Source organism: Clostridium sulfidigenes (genome assembly GCF_052067195.1).
Taxonomy (GTDB): domain Bacteria; phylum Bacillota; class Clostridia; order Clostridiales; family Clostridiaceae; genus Clostridium_J; species Clostridium_J sulfidigenes.
In genome coordinates this window covers 144,677-164,297 of the sequence record NZ_JBQHQR010000007.1, presented here as the reverse complement: position 1 = coordinate 164,297, position 19,621 = coordinate 144,677, and the positions used below count along the sequence as shown (strand labels likewise).

Genomic DNA, 19,621 nt, shown 5'->3' with positions numbered 1-19,621 from the left:
ATCACCATGCCTTTAAAATCATTCTTGATAAAGAATACTTTGCAGAAAGGCTTTATTTCTACACTTCTGGTTGCCCCTTCCTGGTGAGTAAATTATGCAAAATCATAGATGAAAACATAATGAGTGAAGATAAATTATTATGGGAAGTGTCTATGGAATTTTAAAAGAAGATGAAGGAAATTGCAAGATAAGTAATAAAATTTATGAACAATTGCTCTATAACCATATGATGATGAAGGTTATAAGAAAGATAAGAAATCTATTAGCTTAAAAGATGGAGTGGAGAATCTTATCATCAAAGAGGATTATACCAGCTAGGTCAGTACTTAGAGCAATATAGCCTTAATGAGGGATACCTTTTAATATTTAATTTTAGAAGAGTAAATGGAGAAGTAGGAACAGTGAAAGAAACAACCTTAAACCTAGGTAAGAAAGGAAAAAGAATAGTTGAAGTTTATTGCTAAGTAAGGTTTCTACAGTTTGAGAATGCTAAAGTTTAAAAAAGTTTTAGCTTTATTTTATTTACAATAATAGTATAATATGGTAACATATTGATATCCAAAGACTTATACTATATCAAATTCGCAATACAATCTACCTAGAACCATAGTACTTACTTCAACAAAAAAGGTGGGTGATTTTGTTGGATTAGGAATGGAAGATGGATGGACAAGCTCTGGAAGAGGAGTTGTTTCTGGAAAAGTAAATTTAAAGTAAAACTTGATAAGGTGGTATTTACTTACCACCTTATTTTAAAGGAAGTGAGTTTATGAGTTTATTAGCTACAATTAAAAGAGGTCTTAATAGAACTAAAACTATTGCAGTCTTTCTGTTTATTTTTTTCATTTCAATATTTGCTTTTTACACAGAAGCCAGTTTTGATTTTGGACATCCTGTTGCTTCTTTGCGTTCTGCTTATGATAATACTATATTTACAGCCCTTGATATTAGATTTATAGTGCTTATCATTGCTATTGTAGGACCATTAATTATTTCTTTTGCCTTTGGAGATATATATATTGATGATTTAGAAAGCAACTGCGTATCTCTTATATTAACAAGAGAAAATAAGAAAAAATATCACAGAAACAACCTTTTAGCGGTTTTTATATTATCATTTTTTATCATGTTAATTCCTTTACTTATTAATCTTGCATTATGTTTGATTACTTATCCTTTACACGGTTTAGATAATAGCACTGGTACACCTGCATTTGTAATCAATTTACCAAGAGGAAATTATATTGAATATTTAAGGGTTCTTCATCCCTTTGCTTATAATATATTTTATATGCTTACACCTTCAATAACTTTTGCTCTCTTTGCATGCTTAACTTATTGCTTATCAATGATAATAAAAACTAACAAGTATCTTTGCTGTCTTTTAGCCTATGGGGTTTATATTGGTTCAAGTATTATTTTAGACAAGCTCCATTTAGAAAAATACAAATTTTTTAGTTATATCAACATCCTATCTCCTAATGCAGGGATTGGTGGTTTTATTAAAATTACTATAATTTTAATAGTAATTATATTTGTAATGTATCTAATAGGAGTAAATAAAGAAATTGAGGTTAATTAAATGAGATTAAAAAAAGAACTCTTTATGATTTTTGTACTTTTTATAATACTATATTTAACAAAAACTTTTATGATAGCTACCGGTTATTTGTGTTTTTTATTCCAGTTTATTTGTGGCTTCTCTATACTGACTTAAGAAATTATTATTCGTATTATTCAATTATAAGATTTACAGCTTTCTTTAGCTGGCAAAAAAAGTTAATGTTGATTCTTGGAGAATATTCAATCATAGGTGCTTTAATATTATCAATAGATAATGTATTTATTTCAAATATGCCTGCTAACACAGCTTTAATTGGAGCTTTATTTCTACAATACTTTTTATTTTTATCTCTACTAGGTATTATATTAATTATTCCAAAGCTTAGTTATAGACGTAGTATTATTATCGGAGTTACACTTTTCATACTTTCCATGACGGATTTTACAATATTTAGATTTATAACAACACTTTATGATTTGAGACCAATAAAGGGTAATAATATCTTTTTATCTATTATTTATTTCATTATGTTAAATATAATTTTATATAGTGTTTATCTAATTAAAAATAAATTTGAGGGAGGAAGCTATGAATATAGCTAAGGTAAAAAAACTAATTTTTCCTATGTTACTAGCAATTATGCTTATTGTAATAAAATACGATGTACTCTATACTGCTAGTGATATAAGTACTTCTCTGTTATTTATTTATAATAGCTTTGATTATGAATATCTTATAGATGTTTATAGTATTGTTATATATGCTATTCCTATGGCTCTTTGGACTTTAATTATAACTCTAAGCTGCAATAGCTTTTATGAAAATTATATATTTCTAGTAACTAGATTAGGGGGACAAAAGATTTTTAAAAGCAAGCTCTTTGTTAAAGCTGTTTTTGAAATATTTTGTTTAATGCTATTTACTTACATATTTACTATGGCATTTCTTTGTTTCCTCGGTAAATATTCTATTGGAAGTATAGGCATAATACTCATCTCATTTACAATAAATTATTCAATTGTACTATTTTTAGTTTTAATCACTCTTATTTTTAGAATTTATCACTCTTTTTCTATTTCCATAGCTTTTACCTATTTAATAGAAATAAGTTTACTTGTAATAGGATTGTTTTTCGAGTACTTTCAGCTGAATTATTTTTTTATTAATAATCCCTTAATGAATAGCATATTACGTTTCCACAATAAACCTAGAGAAAATAACATGGTTATTTCACCTAAAGGTATTGTAATTAATATAGCCTTAATATTTATAGTGTCTGTTCTTTATAATATTCTTTTAAGAAAAAAGGAGGAAATTTAATGCTTAAAATAAATAATCTATGCAAAAGCTTTAAAAACAATGATGTACTTAAAAACATAAATTATACTTTTAAAACAGGTACAATATATTGTATTCAAGGTAAAAATGGTTCTGGAAAAACCGTGTTTCTTAAATCTATTTGTGGTCTTACTAAAGCTACAAGTGGAACAATTGAATATGATGGTAAAGTTTTAAATAAAGATTTTTCTATATTGCCTTCTCTTGGAGTAATAATTGAAACACCTTTATTTTGGAAGGACAAAACAGGTTTAGAGACCCTTGAATTTCTCACATCTATAAAAGGAAATGTAAAAAAAGAACAATGCATTGAGGCTTTAAATAAAGTTGGGCTAGGAGATGTGAAAAATGTTAGAATAAGAAAATACTCCTTAGGCATGAAGCAACGCTTAGCAATAGCTCAAGCTATAGTTGAAAAACCCAAAATTCTACTCTTGGATGAACCTACAAATAGTTTAGATCTTGATGGGGTAGAAATTTTTCAAAAAATAATGATTGAAGAGAAAGCACGTGGAACCATTATTTTAATAGTAAGCCATGTTATGGATGACATTGAGGAAATTTGTGATAAAAAACTAAGTTTATTTAATGGTACATTTAAAGAAATCAATTGACAATAAGGAGATATTAATATGAATAAAAAGTTTTTATGGATTATCTGTATAACTATTGTAATTGGAATTTCATTTTTTACAGCCTTTAAAGTTAAAGATTCTTTTTTGCCAATTCCTACCCTTGAAGAGGAGAAGAAAATAAATCCCTCTGTTGCATACTCGTGGTACGACGATGAAACCTTTCAACTTGCATATCCCTATTTTACACTTGATATTAATAATCTTACAGACCTTGAAACTGCCTCTAATTTAATATTAGAAGTTCAACCAATAGACGAAGGAAAACCTGACACTTACTCCCTTTTAAGAAAGTGTAAAGTAGTAAATACTTTTAAGGGGCAACTAACTGAAAATATAATTTATTTATATGAAAACAGTTATTTTTATCATAGTTGGAATTATTTTTGTTATGAAGGGTACATTAATATGAAAAAAGATGAAAACTATATTGTTTTTCTTAATGGAATCGAAAACTCTAATAAAGTAGAAAAAAAAGAGTTGCGTAATGGATATATATTTACAACTCCTAGATTTGGAAAATATAAAATAAATCATAAAGCCAAATTAATAGAACATGATCCTGAAAAAAATGAAATTTATTTTAATGATGTAGCTGATTTACCAGTTTTTTTTAACAAAGAATCCTATGTGGATACCTACAATAACATATTATATGATATTGAAAAAAAATACTTTCACTAACATAATATTATTATAGGATGGTGATGGATTTTAATGAAGGAATTTAACATAATAGTCCTTGGATATAACCACTGATTTTAATGTAGATATGAGCTTTTCAAAGGATGAAATAATCACTATGTTAGATGATTACACTGAAAGCAAAAATGTAAAACTTGATAAAGAATACTTTGCAGGAAGGCTTTATTTTTATACTTGTGGTTATCCCTTCTTGGTGAGTAAACTATGTAAAATCATAGAAATACATCCTTTCTCTAGGATGTGTTAATATTGAATTTAAGGCATGGGATTATATGATAATCATCATGTCTTTAAAACTATTGTTATTTATTTTCAAACCTCCATGTATAATACATTTTATGTTATAATATGTAAATAGTATATAAAATAGCTTTAATATATAGTTATTGAAAAGGTGGTATAGAAGTATGGATGAAGTTAAATTTCAACAATGGAGTCAAATTAGAGAACATGGTCTTTTATTTTATTTTATCAGAAGAGTATTGCTTTACTGCGTTATAGGTGCTTTAGTGTTTATAGTTTTAAATTTAATAACTAAATTATATTCATTTAAACAAATATTAAATCAAATAGAAATTATGAGTATAGCTATAACTTTCGCTCAATTGCTACGATGGTTTATAAATGAAAAATCTTACAAGGCATATCAAAGCTTTTTTCATAAAAACTAACACCATTTATATTTTTTACATTAAGAGGTTCAGTAGTAGCAAAAGATTTAAAAATCAGAAAGCGTTCTACACTGCAGTTAGAAATTTGAATATTAGAAAATCTTCTTAAATTGTAAAATAAGATATATTAAAGTATGTGGAGAGGGGATAAAATATGCTGTATTATATTACTATCATTTTTGCATTAATTACAATACCATATTGGTTTATATCACTAACTTTAATATTTAAAAATAAGTTTAATAATAAATGGATACATTTTCTGCTAAAAGATCATGCTTTCAATTTAATTACATCAAATAAATATACATTTAAAACTTATATAAAGATAAAAATCATACTATTAATACAGCTTACATCATATATTGTTATTCTTATTTTTTTCATAACTATTCTGAAGTCATCTGATAAGTATGCTGTGTCAATGAAATGTAGTGCTATTGCAGTGTCTTTATTCCTTATAAGTATTATTGGTAATAATCTAATAATAAAGTATTTAGAAAATAAAGATGAAATTTTATGAAACACCATAATGGATAAAAACAATAAATTTTCAAAATAATTCAAATAATTCCTTGACCGTTCCCTAAAAATGTCATATAATGTAACTATGCTTTTATGGAATTCGAGTTATAGATAAAAGTATTTGGTAGAAAAGACATAAATAAAAGGATATGTTAGGTTATATTAAGGGGAAATGTAGGTAAATGATATATTATCTATATTATGATTAAGTAATTTAAAGGGGAAAATTAGTATAGAGAGGGGGATTAGATGTAATTGATTCAGGTGAGATGCCCAATTTGCAATAATAGATTATTCGATGTGGAAAATAGCTACGTTGGAATGATAGAGATAAAGTGTAATAAGTGTAGAAAACTTCTGGGGGTAAAGAACAATATTAAATTAAGAAAAATAGAATTTTCATATATAATGAGTTAAGATATAAGTTAAAGTATAATAAAACATACCGAGCAATGGAGAATTAACTACCGAATAGCCGGATGGTTGCTAAATTAGCAGTCATCTGGCTATTTTTTTATTTTAACAGAATTTAATCCTTCTAGGGTTAGTTTTTAAAGCCTTTCATTGTGGAAGGCTTTTTTTAGCATCTCCACCTAGGCTTTGAATAGCTTCATAAAAGTTTCAATGAAAAAATTTGAAGCTAGGAGAGATGGATATGAATATTAAGTATGAATTTATTACAGGGGAAGTTCAGGAGGTTATTGTACCTGATGAGCTTATTAAAGTTGTCATGGAGATAGAAAGACAGGTTCATAATAATAATCGCAATGAGAGGCGTAGACACAATTCTCTTGAGGAAATGGAGGAGCATGGCTTTCAATTTAAATCTAATGAAATTGAAGTTATTGAGAATGTAGAAGAAATATTAATTAATGAGAGTCTTTATAAAGCACTAGGTAAATTATCTTTCGATGAGAGAAAGTTAATTTACCTAGTGTTTTTTCAAAGAAAAACTATTGTTTCCATTGCCAAAGAGAGAGGGGTTAGTGAGGGAAACATAAGAAGGATTCTTAAGCTCATATATAAGGAAATAAGAATCCTTTTAAAAAATTTTTAAAAAATCTTCAAAAATAGCTACGAATTCATTGCTACGAAGGCTTTATATATAGAGGGTATTTTTTTGAAGGAGGTTTATTTATGGATATTAATATTAATGTGAACTTTAATTGTAGGGAACTTATCAAGGTTTTAACATTGTCAGCTAGGTTTTTTAAAGCTTTGGATGAGAAGGAGTCTGAGGCTTTAGGTACTGACGGTGAATTACCTAAGGATCAGGAAGAGGGACTGATTTGGAAGTTAGAGGATGTTAAGGGGGAAAGTGAGGAAAAGGATGCTAAGGAAGAAAAGGCATCGGTGAACTTTACAAAGCCAATGACTAAGGACGAAATAGAATCTGAGAATTTTCAGGAGTCAATAGGTAGGGAAGAAATAGAATCTGAGAATTTTAAGGAGCCAATAACTAAGGAAGAAAAACTAAAGGGACAGGATGCCTATGTGCTTTGTAAGGAGGAGGTTACTTTAGGGGACATTAGAGAAAAGTTGGCTGCTATGTCTCAAAAGGGTGATCATGAGAGGGTTCGTCAGCTCCTTATTAAGTATGGTGGTGAGAGACTTTCAGATGTTCCAAGGGAGAACTATGGAGACTTGCTTAAGGAAGCTAATGAGGTGCAGTAAATTAATTTAATTATGAGGAGGAGTTAATTATGTCAGTTAAGGTTAATACTAAGGTTATTACAGGAAAGGTTAGGCTTTGTTATACAAATCTCTTTGAGCCAAGGATTATGGATCTTAATCAGGAGCCTAGGTATAGTGTTTGTATTCTTATTCCTAAGTCAGATAAGAAAACTTTGGAAGCTATTATAAAGGGTGTTGAAGGGGCTAAGCTATCTGGAGCTGCTCTTTGGGGTGGTAAGATTCCTATGGATTTGAAGTTGCCTCTTAGGGATGGTGATGAGGAGAGAGGTGAGCATGAGGAGTTTACCAATCATTATTTTATCAATGCTATTTCAAAGGAAAGGCCTGGGGTTGTGGATAGGAGTCTTAGGGATATTTTAGAGCCTGGAGTTGTTTATTCTGGTTGCTATGGCAGAGTTTCTATAAACTTTTATGCCTTTAATCAAGGTGGAAATAAGGGAGTTGGCTGTGGTCTTCAAAATGTGCAAAAGCTTGAGGATGGAGAGTTTTTAAGTGGCAGATCTAGAGCCCAGGATGATTTTGATATGGTGGGGGATGATGATAATGAATCATGGTAAAGAGATTCTTTTGTCTATTGATATAGAGACTTATTCAAGTAGAGACCTTAGTAAGTGTGGGGTTTATACCTATTGTGAAGCAGAGGATTTTGAGATTCTACTTTTTGCTTATGCCTTTGATGATGAGGAGGTTAGGGTTATAGATTTAAAGTGTGGTGAGGAAATCCCTAGGGAGGTTATGGAGGCTTTAACCAGTGAAGATATTATTAAGACTTCCTTTAATACTAACTTTGAGAGGATATGTATATCTAAGTATTTTAACTTGGAACTTGTAATAGAGCAGTGGAGGTGTACTGCTGTAAATGCTCTATTATTAGGACTTCCAGGGAGTTTAGAGGGAGCTTTAAATGCTATGGAGATGAAGGAAGGAAAGCTTAAGGAAGGTAAGGACCTGATTAAATATTTTTCCATGCCCTATAACTATGGAGATGATGGACAACCCTTAAGACATGTACCAGAAGATGATTTTGTTAGGTGGCAGCTTTTTACTGTGTATTGCAGAAGAGATGTGGAGGTGGAGAGGGCTCTTAGAAAAAGGTTGTGTAAGTTTAGACTCACTCCTAAGGAAGAAAATCTATGGCACCTGGACCAAAGGATTAATGATTATGGAATTTTAGTAGATGAGGACCTTATAGCTAGTGCTAGAGAATGTGCAAGGGAAAGCCAGGATTATATAAAAGAAGAGATGACAAAGGTTACAGGAATTGAAAATCCTAATAGTAATGAAAAGTTAAAGAGTTGGCTTTTGGAAAGAGATGTTTATACAGATAGTCTTAGTAAGGAGTCTATAGAAAGGCTGTTAAACCGTGATATCAGTGATGAAATTAAGTCAGTGCTGAGATTAAAGTTAATCCTTTCTAAGACCTCTATTAAAAAGTATGAAGCTATGGCTAGTGCCATGGGGAAGGATAGGAGAATTAGAGGATTATTTCAGTTTTATGGAGCTAGTAGAACTGGAAGATGGGCTGGAAGGCTTGTTCAGGTGCAAAATCTACCTAAGACCACCTTAGATGACCTGGATATAGCCAGGGACCTTTTAAAAAGTAGAGATTATTATGAACTGGACATGTGTTATCCAAGTGTGCCTAGGGTTCTAAGTGAACTTATAAGGTCATCCTTTATTCCTAAGGAGGGCTCTAGATTTATCATTGCAGATTATAATGCTATTGAAGCTAGGGTTATAGCTTGGCTGGCAAATGAAAAATGGAGATTAAATGTTTTTAATTCCCATGGAAGGATTTATGAAACCTCTGCTGCTAAAATGTTTCATGTGGATGAGAAAGAGGTTACCAAGGGCAGTATTCTTAGGGAAAAGGGGAAGATTGCAGAGCTTGCTCTAGGTTATCAAGGAGGTAGGGGAGCATTGCTTTCCATGGGAGCTTTAAAGATGGGCCTTGATGATAAGGAGGTTACTAACTTAGTTATCACCTGGAGGGCTGCCAATAGAAATATTGTTAAGCTGTGGAAGAATATTGAGAGAGCTGCTTTAAAATCTGTAATCCATGGAAAGGTTGTAAAGATGCGTAATGGGATTACTTTTTCCATGGAGGATGGAATTTTGTTTGTAACCCTGCCTTCAGGAAGAAGCCTTGCCTATATAAATGCGAGAGTAAAGAGGGATTTTAGACTTAATAAAAATGTTCTTACCTATGAAGGGGTTGATCAAAATAAAAAGCAGTGGGGAGTACTTAAAACCTATGGAGGTAAGCTTACGGAAAACATTGTACAAGCTATAGCTAGGGATTGTCTTGGAGAGGCTATGTTAAATCTTGAAAAGGCTGGATATAAATGTGTTATCCATGTCCATGATGAAGTGGTTTTGGAAGTGCCTCAGGGCTTTGGCTCTGTTAAAGAGGTGGAGGAAATCATGAGCCTGCCAATACTTTGGGCTATGAATTTACCTTTAACAGCTGAGGTTAATGAAAGTAATTATTATAGAAAATTTTAAGAAAAGGGAGTATGTAAGTTATGAAGGAAATGAGTATTCAAGGGTCATTAAAGCATGAAGGAAGCCTTGCTCTATCAGTGGGGAAAAGTAGAAGGGATAAGCAGTGGGATAATACTAATATCACATGGAGTCAGCTAATAGAAAAACTTAGCAGTACTGTTTATACCTCTGAAACCTTGGAGGAGTATAAAAATTCACCTAAGGACCTTCAGGATAATATAAAGGATGTGGGTGGCTTTGTAGGTGGTACTTTAAAGGATGGTAGAAGGACAAAAGCTTCTGTCATGGATAGGCAACTACTGACTTTAGATTGTGATTATGCCACTTCTTACCTATGGGATACCTTGGATATGTTATTTGATTTTGCTGCAGTTATATACTCTACCCATAAGTATTGCAAGGAGAGACCTAGATTTCGCCTAGTAATTCCTTTAAATAGAAGGGTGACACCTGAGGAATATGAAGCCATAGGAAGAAAGGTTGCTAAAGATATAGGCATGGATTACTTTGATGATAGTACCTATGAGCCTTCTAGACTTATGTATTGGCCTTCAACTAGCAGTGATGGAGAATTTGTCTTTCACTATAAGGATGCTCCATGGCTTAATGCAGATCAGGTTTTAAATTCCTATGAAAATTGGAAGGATAGAAGTACTTGGCCAGAATCCTCTAGGGTTAATAAACACAGGAGAGCTTTAGCAAATAAGCAAGGCTCTCCAAGGGAAAAGACGGGAATCATAGGAGGCTTTTGCCGTTGCTATTCCACTCCCCAGGTTATAGATAAGTTTTTAAGTCATATATATATTCCTACTATGGACAAGGATAGATATACCTATGTAAAGGGCTCTACCTCTGGGGGACTTGTAATTTATCAGGAAGGAGATTTTGCTTACTCCTATCACAGTACAGACCCTATGACAGGGCTCCTTTGTAATGCCTTTGATTTAATGAGGCTTCATAGCTTTGGCCATCTAGATGAAGGAATACCTGAGGATACACCGAGTATTAAGCTGCCTTCCTACAAGGCTATGATAGACTTTGCTAGAAATGATAATCAGGTGAAGTTAACCCTTGGAAAGGAACGGCTTTTGCAAGCAAAAGTGGATTTTAAGGTTGAGGAAGAGCTTGATGATCATGGAGATAAAGACTTTTATGATAAAGAAGGAGAGTTTCATAATAATGAGGAAGAGAAATATTCCTATGATAATAAGGTAGAAGAAAATCCATATAATAAAGAAGAAGAGTTTCATAATAATGAGAAGAAAGATATAAATAGAAATGAGAATGTGCAAGGAAATCACCTAAAGGAAAATGGTGAAGGAAAAGTAATCGTAGATAAACATATATCAGATAAGGATATGGGAGACATTCCAGATAATCATAAAAAAGAAGGAAAGAAAAGAAGAGAGGAAGTAGTTTTAAGTGACGATGCTAACCAATGGATGCAGCACTTAGAGGTTGATAAGCTAGGGCAGTACAAGTCCACCATAGAAAATATTAGTTTAATTCTTGAGAATGACGAAAATCTAAAGGGGAAAATAGCTTTAAATGAATTTTCTCATAGAACTATGATTAAGGGTAATCTACCCTGGCATAGGCTTCTTAATAAAAAAGAAGGGGATCAGTGGAAGGACAGTGATGATTCATCTTTAAGGCATTATATAGAAAAGATTTATAGGATAACTAGTCCCATGAAGATTAATGATGGTCTTTTAATTGTAGAGGAGAAAAATAAGTTTCATCCCATTAGAGATTACTTTAATTCCTTAGTGTGGGATGGAGTTAAAAGAGTGGACAACCTATTTATAGATTACCTAGGAGCTAGTGATACTAAATATAACAGAATGGTTACAAGAAAAGCTTTAGTTGCTGGAGTTGCTAGGATTTTTAATCCAGGAGTGAAGTTTGATTATATGCTGGTTTTAGTTGGAAAACAAGGTGTAGGAAAGAGTCATATTTTAAGCCTTCTAGGGCAAAACTGGTACTCTGATTCCTTTAACACAGTGCAAGGGAAAGAGGCCTATGAACAACTCCAAGATGCATGGATTATAGAGATGGCAGAGCTTACTGCTGCAAAAAAAGCAGAGACGGAGGCAGTAAAACACTTTATATCTAAAAGGGAAGATATCTATAGAGTTGCCTATGGAAAGAGGGTTACAAAGTTTCCAAGGCAGTGTGTATTCTTTGGCACCACCAATGAAATGGACTTCTTAAAGGATAAAACAGGGAATAGAAGATTTTGGCCTGTAATGGTAGAGAAACATAGAATTAAAAAGAATTTATGGAGAGAGGATATAAAGGCTGAAATCCACCAGATTTGGGCAGAAGCTGTGGAGCTTTGGAAGATGGGGGAAGGGTTATTCTTAGAGCTAGAACTAGAGGAGCAAGCAGTTAAAATCCAAGAGAAGCACACAGAGAGAAGTTCCATGGAGGGATTGATTCATGAATACCTTGAAATGCCTCTTCCTGAAAATTGGGAGGACCTTGATGTGGTAGCTAGAAGAAGTTATATTCATGGAACTAACTTTAAAGAAGAGACAATACCCACTAAAAAAAGAGATAAAGTATGTGCCATGGAGATATGGGTGGAGCTATTACAAGGAGATCCTAAGTACATGAAACCTATGAATTCTAGAGAAATTAATGATGTGCTCCGTGTCCTTGAGGATTGGGAACCCTATAACATGGGCACAGGAAAACTGAGATTTGGTAAAAATTATGGATGTCAAAGAGCTTTTATAAGAAAGAATAATTATGAAAACACTTAGAAACTGTATCCTTGATTTCAAGGACACAGGCAAAGACACAGTTAAGGACACGCCTCAAACCTAGTAATAATAAGGGCTAACTCCCTATGTATCTATTATGTCCATGATATTCTATTAGAGCATATTTATAATATAAATAATATATATATAATACTATATAGGTATATATAGGGGAAAAAATGGACACATGGACACAGGAGGAAATAGCCTAAGAGAAAGGATTTTTGTTATGGATAATTATGCTAAAATTCAAGAATTGGTGACAAAGGCAAAAGCAGGGGAGGATACTGCCCTTGAAGAACTTTTAAAAACTTTCAAGGCTTTAATATCTAGCCAAGCTGTGGATATAAGTGTAAAAGGTTATGACCTAGATGACCTAATTCAAGTGGGTATTATTGCCCTATGCAAAGCAGTCCATGGCTATGATATAACCAAAGGTCATTTCCCCTGCCATGTATCTATAGCTATAAAAAACAACTTTCAAGGTCTAATTTACATGGGCAGAAACACTGATAGGAAAAATTCTGTTAGTAAGCTTCAGAGAAGCTAAGAACTCTATCTATAAGGTTTTACTGAATGTATATAGAAATTTAAATTTAAGTTAATACCATTGGTCGTACAATATGGTAAAATTGTAAATTATAATAGAATATTGCAGCGTGCTAAATAAGCACCTTGCATTACCATGGAATATCTAGGAGGTTCAGTATGAAATTAAGGTTAAATATTTACTCATTCATTTTATCATTGGTATGTGTAATATTATTCTTTTTATCAATAGAATCAAATAAGGTAATTAACTTTACAATGGATCTATTGCAAGTGCATCCATTAGTTATTGTTATGATACTTTCTATAATCACACTATTACTAGGGCTACTTGGATTTTCAGCAGCCATCAGCTGGTTTCAATTATTTAGAGGAGTCTTTACAGTAGCCATAACCATTATAATGACAGGATTTATAATTTTTATCTTAACTGTTGGTAGGGTAGTTTCATTTTCTTGAGGTAAAAGGGGGAGTTTTAATGTTTAGGTCTGGATTAAGATTATTATTTGGTACATTTACACAACTAATTGTTGTAATTATTTCCTATGAATTTTTCTTAAAATATGCTGCAAGTCAAGGAGGTATAGGGGCAGTAAACTCAATAGATGCTGTCCATCCTTTAATATGGGTAATTATAGCTTGTGAATTAATAATATCATTATGTCTTTTAATTTTAGGGATAAAAGATAAAGGCAAGCTGTTTAGTAAGTTGTAGGGTTAATAAATATTTCTTTAGGTCTTCAAGAGATTCCATATCAAAGATTTCTGTACCAATATGTTCTATTACATCTCCAGATAAATTCCTATTGAGCATACCTTTCCGTTTATTGATGAAGGTGTTCGTTATGTAGATTGTATTACTGATTTATCATATTTACCTAATGATGAACTGGCAAAATTATTATTCCGAGTAGACAGTAGAGCAATAAACACCTTTTTCAATCAAATTAGAAGAAGGTTATCAATACTTGAAAGACCTCTTGTTACAAGTCGTGGAGAAGGTAAAAGTTATATATAAATGTAAGGAGAAAAAATATGACTATTGTTTGCATATCAGCCTCAAATATCAAACATGCTGGACAAAATAGCACTTCTTTAAAAACTTGCAATCTTATTAAAGAGATGGTAAACACAAAGACTGCTAAAGATAAGAATATAGATGTTGAAATCATTTCTCTTGTTGATTATGAACTTAAACCATGCATTGGTTGTGGAACGTGCTTTAAGCAAGAATGTTGCATTTATGATAGTGCCTTTAATCAGATATATGACACACTAACTAAAGCGAATGCATTATTTATTGTTTCTGCACATTATGCACCAATACCATCAAAGTTATCTATGTTACTTGAGAAAATAGAGCAGTTAGCATTTTTAAAGAGATTTAATGATGAAGATTACCGTTCACCTTTATTCAGAAAACCTGTTGGCATTATAGGACATGGTGGTGGCACTGAAGAAATAATAAAATACTATAAAGAACCTGTTTTAGACTCAATTTGGAATGCTTTATCGTATCCCGTTGAGATGAATGTCATTAAACTAAACAATGAACATAAAAATGGAGTAATAATTCCAGTTAAGAGTGTTAAGAAGGTTGAGGGTTCAATCTTTCCAATCCAAGAATATGACTGGACTGACATAGAGCATAGATTAACTCCTTTAGTAAATAATGTTCTTGAAAAAATCTCTAATGATTAAATAAAAATAGCATGGAAAAACCATGCTATTTTCTTTGCGATTTAATAAGATATTTCTGTATCTTTTTTGAATTTTGCACCTCTAAAGTAAACCCGTTGTTAATTTTATGACCTTTTCTTTAATGAGATGCTTTTTGTACATAAACATACACTTTATAGAAATTATGTTACAATAAGTTTATAGTTATCATAATTCAAATGAATAATTGTAGGAAACCCGTATCAACGTACTAAACAATAGGAAGGAGAAGTTTTAATGAATAACAAGATTTTGTATCAAAAGATATATACTGATGACTATAAAGAATTAACAAAAATCATGACTTCTGCATTTAATGAAGATACATCAATGCACACCAATATAAAAGAGGATGGACCTAAAGGATATAATGATGGCAGTTTGATTAAATGGCTAAATGAGCACGCAGATTTTGAAAGTTATAAAGTTATTTATGAAGGGAATATAGTTGGTGCTTACACAGTTGGAATTAAGCCCAATAATGAATATAGTTTGGAAATGCTCTTTATTGATCCAAATTACAGAGAACAACATCTTGGCACTATAGTTTGGAATGATATAGAACAAAAATATGTAGATGCTAAAATTTGGACAGTTGAAACACCGGATTATTCAATAAGAAACCATAAATTTTATACTAAAAAATGTGGATTTACATTTTTAAAGGAAAACATATTTGATGATGAATGTAAATCTTTTGTTTTTAAGAAGGAAAAATAATAATATAAACAGATTGAATTAAGATAAGAAAGAAGATTAATCAGGTAATTCATTGGTTAAGATGCATAAATTAAGATGTTTTGAATTTGGGGGATAAGTAATTATATGAATAATATATATTTTAAGGATATAGATAATACTAATGAAAATATTGTTAGGAAAATAAAATTAAAGTCAGACCAAGAGAAATTTATTGAAACTGTAGATGAATGCTTGGAAGAGGCAAGAACTTGTAGTCAGTGGAATCCTGTAGCTATATATGATAACGAGGAAGTAATTGGATTTGCAATGTACGGATCCTTCGGGCCTAATAAAGACACTTGGATTGATAGAATAATGATAGATGAAAGATACCAGGGAAAAGGATTTGGAAGAATTGCAATGACCAACCTTATTGATATAGTTTCAAAAAAATATGATGTTAATACTATCTACTTAAGTATAGTTGAGCAAAATACATTAGCTTATAGTTTATACAAAAGCATTGGATTTGAGTATATAAATGAAAAGGATGTTAATGGAGAACTTATATTTAAGTATACAATTTAAAATAATTGTTTAAGCAAGATGGAGTCAGTGAATTTTTATGTTTTAAAATCTCATCTTTTTATATGGTGAAATTGATATATAATTAAATAACTTATTCTAATACTGTTTATTTTAGAGCATCTCTATATGGAGGTGCTTTTAACATATACATACAGTTTATTGAAGTTGTGCTATAATAAGTATGAAAAGGAATAATTGTATTAAATTGCGAAGTAAATAAAATCCGTATATTGCAAAAGTATAAATTTGAATTTATTAGAAGGAGGTAGTATGAGTACAAACAGTAAAGAGATGTTAAAACTTATTGACTTGAAGCCTGTGAGTAGCAGAATAGATTATGAGGTTTTAGAAACATTCCAATGTAATGGATACAGAAGGGAACTTATTCAATATTTCATACATGGACGTAAAAACACTGCCTTTTTGCTTTTGCCAGATGTAGAAGGAAAGCACCCAGCAGTTTTAATAAATCATCAACATAACAGAGAAAGAAATCTTGGCAAGAGTGAAGTTTGCGGTCTTGCTGGGAATCATCTTCAAGCCTTTGGTCCTGCACTTGCAGAGAGGGGATTTGTTGTCATAGCACCAGATTCATTGTGTTTTGAGGATAGAAGAGTTAATGCCTCAGGAATCAATAAAAATGATGAAGATGATGACTGGCAGCATTTTCTTACAATGTGCTACGGAATACTCACAGGTCAGACTCTGGCAAAAACAGTAATTGAAGATGCAATGGGAGCAATCAGTGTGTTGAATGGATTGGATTGCGTTGATTATAATAAAATAGGTTGTTTAGGACATTCATATGGAGGTAATACAACGATTTATCTTACTGCATTTGATAAAAGAATACATTATGCTTGTGCTAGCGGTAGTGCAGCAACATTTAGAAATAGAATTAAGAATAATGTTGGCATTGAAATGGCAAGTGTTATACCAAATTTTATGAGATATTATGATATTGACGATGTAGTATGCGAGATTTGCCCAACTAAATTTCTAATTGTATCAGCAACAGAAGATAAATACTCGAAAGATGCAATGGATATCTATAAAAAGGCAGAAAAGGAATATATAAAATGTAATGCAGGGCAACAAATTAGTATTAAACAATATGAAGGTGGTCATGCACTTACATCAGAAAGATTTAATTATATAGTTGACTGGATTATTGAGGCTGCAAAATAAATATAGAAGTTTAATTAATTCGTAATCTTCTATAATTAAGAAATTATATTAATAAGTTTCGCAGAGGGGGTATAAGAAAGTGAACTTAAAGTCTAAAAGAAACTTAATTGTAGTTATTGGATGTGTAATGGGAATTATAATTATGTTTTTTATGAGATTTATTTTGCTTGAATTTTTGGGTTGCAATGATAAAGAAGTGTCTAATGCACCAATAGAAACTCAAATTATGAAACTTGCAGATGAAAATGAATCAAATTTTGTTATATGGGTTGATTATAATGAAGAAATAGATTATGATATTAAAATTTTTGTTGATGATAAATTATGCAAGGATGGAAAAATATCAGGTGACGTTGGTCATGAAGTTATTAGATATCCTTTAAATTTAGACAATGATTTTCATGATGTTACTGTTACTATAAACAATAAAATGAATTCATCTATTAGATTTAAAGTTTCAAATGAGTGTCAATGGCTGTTGATTTCACATTCAAGCTCACACGTGATTTTTGTACCTGGAAATGGTGCGATATTAATAGACTAAATAGAAAACTTTTTATTAATGGCTTTGATCATAAATCAAAATTGTTTATTTTAGGACATCTCTATATAGAGGTTATTTTTGAATTTTAATACATTTATTGTAATTATACTATAATAATATATGTGAAACGGAGAATAAAAATGAATATAAAATATAAAGAAAATGGAACGTTTGAATTAAAACAATTGATAGAATTATATAAAAATGTTGGGTGGACAGTATATTCAGATAAACCTGATAAACTATTTAAGGCAGTAAAAAATTCCTTATTCAATATTGGAGCTTTTGATGGGGACGAGTTGATTGGATTAATTAGGGTTGTTGGTGATGATGCTTCTATTATCTATATACAAGATATCTTAGTAAAAGAAGAGTATCAAAGACAAGGCATAGGAAATTATCTTTTACAATCAGTATTAGATAAATATAAGCATATTAGACAAATTGTACTGATGACTGAAAATACAGAAAAAACCAAAGCCTTTTATAAGAAAAATGGTATGTTCACATCATGCGAACTTGAAGAGGTTGCATTTGTGAAATACAATTTTGAGGCATAGATTGACCAGATTTTAATGGCTTTGATTAAAAAGCAAAGCTGTTTATTTTAGAGCATCTCTATATGGAGGTGCTTTTATACATTTTATCATAAAAATGCTATAATAAGTATATAAACCTAAGAATGCAGTGAATAATGGCATTTAATAATGAATTAAATTATTGGTTTTTTAAGGAGGATTTATGAGAGTTAATGTTTCTAAATCAGCAGCCCAGGGACTAACAGGAATATTGTGTAATTTAGTCAATGGTGTCAATGTAAACAAGGATTCAATAATAACTTTTTTAAGAAATGACCCGGGATGTAAAGCTCAATTTAAGTTTTATGGTAGTAACATCACTGAGGAAGAATATGCTGATATATTAATTAAATCAGCTAAAAATGAAATATATGAAACTGATAATGATATATTAACAAGAATGAATAATGCTTTAATGAGAATCTCAAAAAACATGGATTTGCTAGATAAAAAGATAACTAATATAAGGAACTACAACTTTAAGATTTTAGAGGACAAATTGAAAGATACTCTACCAGAAGATACACAGTTGGACTTAAATATATTCTTTTGTTTAGATGGGTATAATGCTGGAAGTATTGTTGATAAAAATACCATGTGTCTTGATGCTCTATTTTGGGTTTCAGATAAAACTCAAGAAGAGCGAGTAGAGGGAATAATTCTTCATGAATTTCATCATATTGGATGTTTATATTGGTTAGATAAAAATGATAGAAGAAACAGTCTGTTAAGTAGGAAAGATAATAAATCCTTAGTAATGCAATTGATAGATCAAATTATGAGTGAAGGTGCAGCAGTTTATTTCTTTAATGAAGGTGAAGATTTATATGAGTTATTTCATGAGGCTTATGGAATAGACATAGGAATTAATTTGGAAGAAAAGTACTTAAATTCATGGAATGGAGTTGATAAAAAGCTAAATGATTTAAATAATTTATTAGTAGAATTACTTACTGAACCTGACAGCGAGTATAACAGGCTTAAAGAGGTTGTAAATGAGTATTTTTATATGAAGAATAATGAGGAAGCTCTTGATAAGGTTATTGGTAAATATATGTGTTCTGCCATTGATAGTAGTCTAGGACGTGAAAAGCTACTTGAATGTTTTAAAGATCCAAATAAGTTTTTAAACTATTATAATGAGGCTTGTAATAAAGTACAAAAAAATGGTTTAGATAGAGAAGTATTACTAAAATTCAACAATCTTTGGTAATTACAAAGATTGCTACATAAATGTGTTTCAACAAATATATGAAGGTATTTCTTACTCAACTTACGAAGTAGATGAATCTGGATTCTTAAGCAATAGGACTGGATGGGCTCCAGAGTATGTAAGGGAAAAAAGTAAGGGTTTTAACTGAGAACATTGTT

22 protein-coding genes and 2 pseudogenes are annotated in these 19,621 nt (G+C 31.0%); all 24 read left to right on the top strand.

The window, feature by feature from the left end; all coding sequences use genetic code 11:
• Positions 1–14 precede the first annotated feature (14 nt).
• Positions 15–464: pseudogene (locus ACTNBA_RS10585) on the top strand (hypothetical protein); the annotation flags it as partial.
• 305 nt (positions 465–769) lie between these two features.
• The gene (locus ACTNBA_RS10580; RefSeq protein WP_150844329.1) at positions 770–1,582 is read left to right on the top strand and encodes a hypothetical protein; all 813 of its coding nucleotides are present in this window, start codon (positions 770–772) and stop codon (positions 1,580–1,582) included.
• A 570-nt stretch (positions 1,583–2,152) separates the two neighbouring features.
• Entirely contained in the window at positions 2,153–2,884 is a 732-nt protein-coding gene (locus ACTNBA_RS10575; RefSeq protein WP_441073968.1) for a hypothetical protein, read from the top strand.
• A complete protein-coding gene (locus ACTNBA_RS10570; RefSeq protein ID WP_441073966.1) occupies positions 2,884–3,516 on the top strand; it encodes an ABC transporter ATP-binding protein in 633 nt (210 codons plus the stop codon). Before ACTNBA_RS10575 ends, ACTNBA_RS10570 begins: the two co-directional genes overlap by 1 nt.
• 18 nt (positions 3,517–3,534) lie before the next feature.
• The gene (locus ACTNBA_RS10565) at positions 3,535–4,218 is read left to right on the top strand and encodes a hypothetical protein (protein ID WP_150844325.1); all 684 of its coding nucleotides are present in this window, start codon (positions 3,535–3,537) and stop codon (positions 4,216–4,218) included.
• A 47-nt stretch (positions 4,219–4,265) separates the two neighbouring features.
• Positions 4,266–4,459, top strand: a pseudogene (locus tag ACTNBA_RS10560) (AAA family ATPase); the annotation flags it as partial.
• A gap of 187 nt (positions 4,460–4,646) precedes the next feature.
• On the top strand, positions 4,647–4,910 hold the full coding sequence (locus ACTNBA_RS10555; RefSeq protein WP_441073963.1) for a hypothetical protein: 264 nt from the start codon (positions 4,647–4,649) through the stop codon (positions 4,908–4,910).
• Between the two features lie 780 nt (positions 4,911–5,690).
• Positions 5,691–5,852 carry a hypothetical protein gene (locus ACTNBA_RS10550; RefSeq protein WP_167403036.1) on the top strand — a complete coding sequence of 54 codons (162 nt, stop codon included), beginning with the start codon at positions 5,691–5,693 and terminating at the stop codon, positions 5,850–5,852.
• A 238-nt stretch (positions 5,853–6,090) separates the two neighbouring features.
• Positions 6,091–6,492, top strand: a complete 402-nt coding sequence (locus ACTNBA_RS10545; protein WP_441073962.1) for a sigma factor-like helix-turn-helix DNA-binding protein — start codon at positions 6,091–6,093, stop codon at positions 6,490–6,492.
• Between the two features lie 80 nt (positions 6,493–6,572).
• Positions 6,573–7,109 (top strand): hypothetical protein, encoded by a 537-nt coding sequence (locus ACTNBA_RS10540; protein WP_441073961.1) that lies wholly within the window; start codon positions 6,573–6,575, stop codon positions 7,107–7,109.
• A 29-nt stretch (positions 7,110–7,138) separates the two neighbouring features.
• A complete protein-coding gene (locus ACTNBA_RS10535) occupies positions 7,139–7,687 on the top strand; it encodes a DUF2815 family protein (protein ID WP_035133956.1) in 549 nt (182 codons plus the stop codon).
• Complete coding sequence (locus ACTNBA_RS10530; RefSeq protein ID WP_441073960.1) at positions 7,674–9,635, top strand: DNA polymerase; 1,962 nt, start codon at positions 7,674–7,676, stop codon at positions 9,633–9,635. Before ACTNBA_RS10535 ends, ACTNBA_RS10530 begins: the two co-directional genes overlap by 14 nt.
• A gap of 20 nt (positions 9,636–9,655) precedes the next feature.
• A complete protein-coding gene (locus ACTNBA_RS10525) occupies positions 9,656–12,403 on the top strand; it encodes a virulence-associated E family protein (RefSeq protein WP_441073958.1) in 2,748 nt (915 codons plus the stop codon).
• A 187-nt stretch (positions 12,404–12,590) separates the two neighbouring features.
• Complete coding sequence (locus ACTNBA_RS10520) at positions 12,591–12,953, top strand: sigma-70 family RNA polymerase sigma factor (RefSeq protein WP_441073955.1); 363 nt, start codon at positions 12,591–12,593, stop codon at positions 12,951–12,953.
• A 158-nt stretch (positions 12,954–13,111) separates the two neighbouring features.
• Positions 13,112–13,411: a hypothetical protein gene (locus ACTNBA_RS10515; protein WP_441073954.1), complete on the top strand. Its 300-nt coding sequence runs from the start codon at positions 13,112–13,114 to the stop codon at positions 13,409–13,411.
• A 19-nt stretch (positions 13,412–13,430) separates the two neighbouring features.
• The gene (locus ACTNBA_RS10510; protein WP_441073953.1) at positions 13,431–13,667 is read left to right on the top strand and encodes a hypothetical protein; all 237 of its coding nucleotides are present in this window, start codon (positions 13,431–13,433) and stop codon (positions 13,665–13,667) included.
• 320 nt (positions 13,668–13,987) lie between these two features.
• Positions 13,988–14,653: a flavodoxin family protein gene (locus ACTNBA_RS10505; RefSeq protein WP_150844316.1), complete on the top strand. Its 666-nt coding sequence runs from the start codon at positions 13,988–13,990 to the stop codon at positions 14,651–14,653.
• Between the two features lie 255 nt (positions 14,654–14,908).
• Entirely contained in the window at positions 14,909–15,391 is a 483-nt protein-coding gene (locus ACTNBA_RS10500; protein ID WP_441073951.1) for a GNAT family N-acetyltransferase, read from the top strand.
• Between the two features lie 105 nt (positions 15,392–15,496).
• Positions 15,497–15,940: a GNAT family N-acetyltransferase gene (locus tag ACTNBA_RS10495; RefSeq protein WP_441073950.1), complete on the top strand. Its 444-nt coding sequence runs from the start codon at positions 15,497–15,499 to the stop codon at positions 15,938–15,940.
• 270 nt (positions 15,941–16,210) lie between these two features.
• Complete coding sequence (locus ACTNBA_RS10490) at positions 16,211–17,128, top strand: alpha/beta hydrolase family protein (protein WP_441073949.1); 918 nt, start codon at positions 16,211–16,213, stop codon at positions 17,126–17,128.
• A 79-nt stretch (positions 17,129–17,207) separates the two neighbouring features.
• On the top strand, positions 17,208–17,672 hold the full coding sequence (locus ACTNBA_RS10485) for a hypothetical protein (RefSeq protein WP_441073947.1): 465 nt from the start codon (positions 17,208–17,210) through the stop codon (positions 17,670–17,672).
• A gap of 140 nt (positions 17,673–17,812) precedes the next feature.
• Positions 17,813–18,232 carry a GNAT family N-acetyltransferase gene (locus ACTNBA_RS10480; protein WP_441073945.1) on the top strand — a complete coding sequence of 140 codons (420 nt, stop codon included), beginning with the start codon at positions 17,813–17,815 and terminating at the stop codon, positions 18,230–18,232.
• Between the two features lie 181 nt (positions 18,233–18,413).
• Positions 18,414–19,463 (top strand): DUF5700 domain-containing putative Zn-dependent protease, encoded by a 1,050-nt coding sequence (locus ACTNBA_RS10475; protein ID WP_441073944.1) that lies wholly within the window; start codon positions 18,414–18,416, stop codon positions 19,461–19,463.
• A 22-nt stretch (positions 19,464–19,485) separates the two neighbouring features.
• On the top strand, positions 19,486–19,611 hold the full coding sequence (locus tag ACTNBA_RS10470; protein ID WP_441073942.1) for a hypothetical protein: 126 nt from the start codon (positions 19,486–19,488) through the stop codon (positions 19,609–19,611).
• The last annotated feature ends 10 nt before the right edge of the window (positions 19,612–19,621 follow it).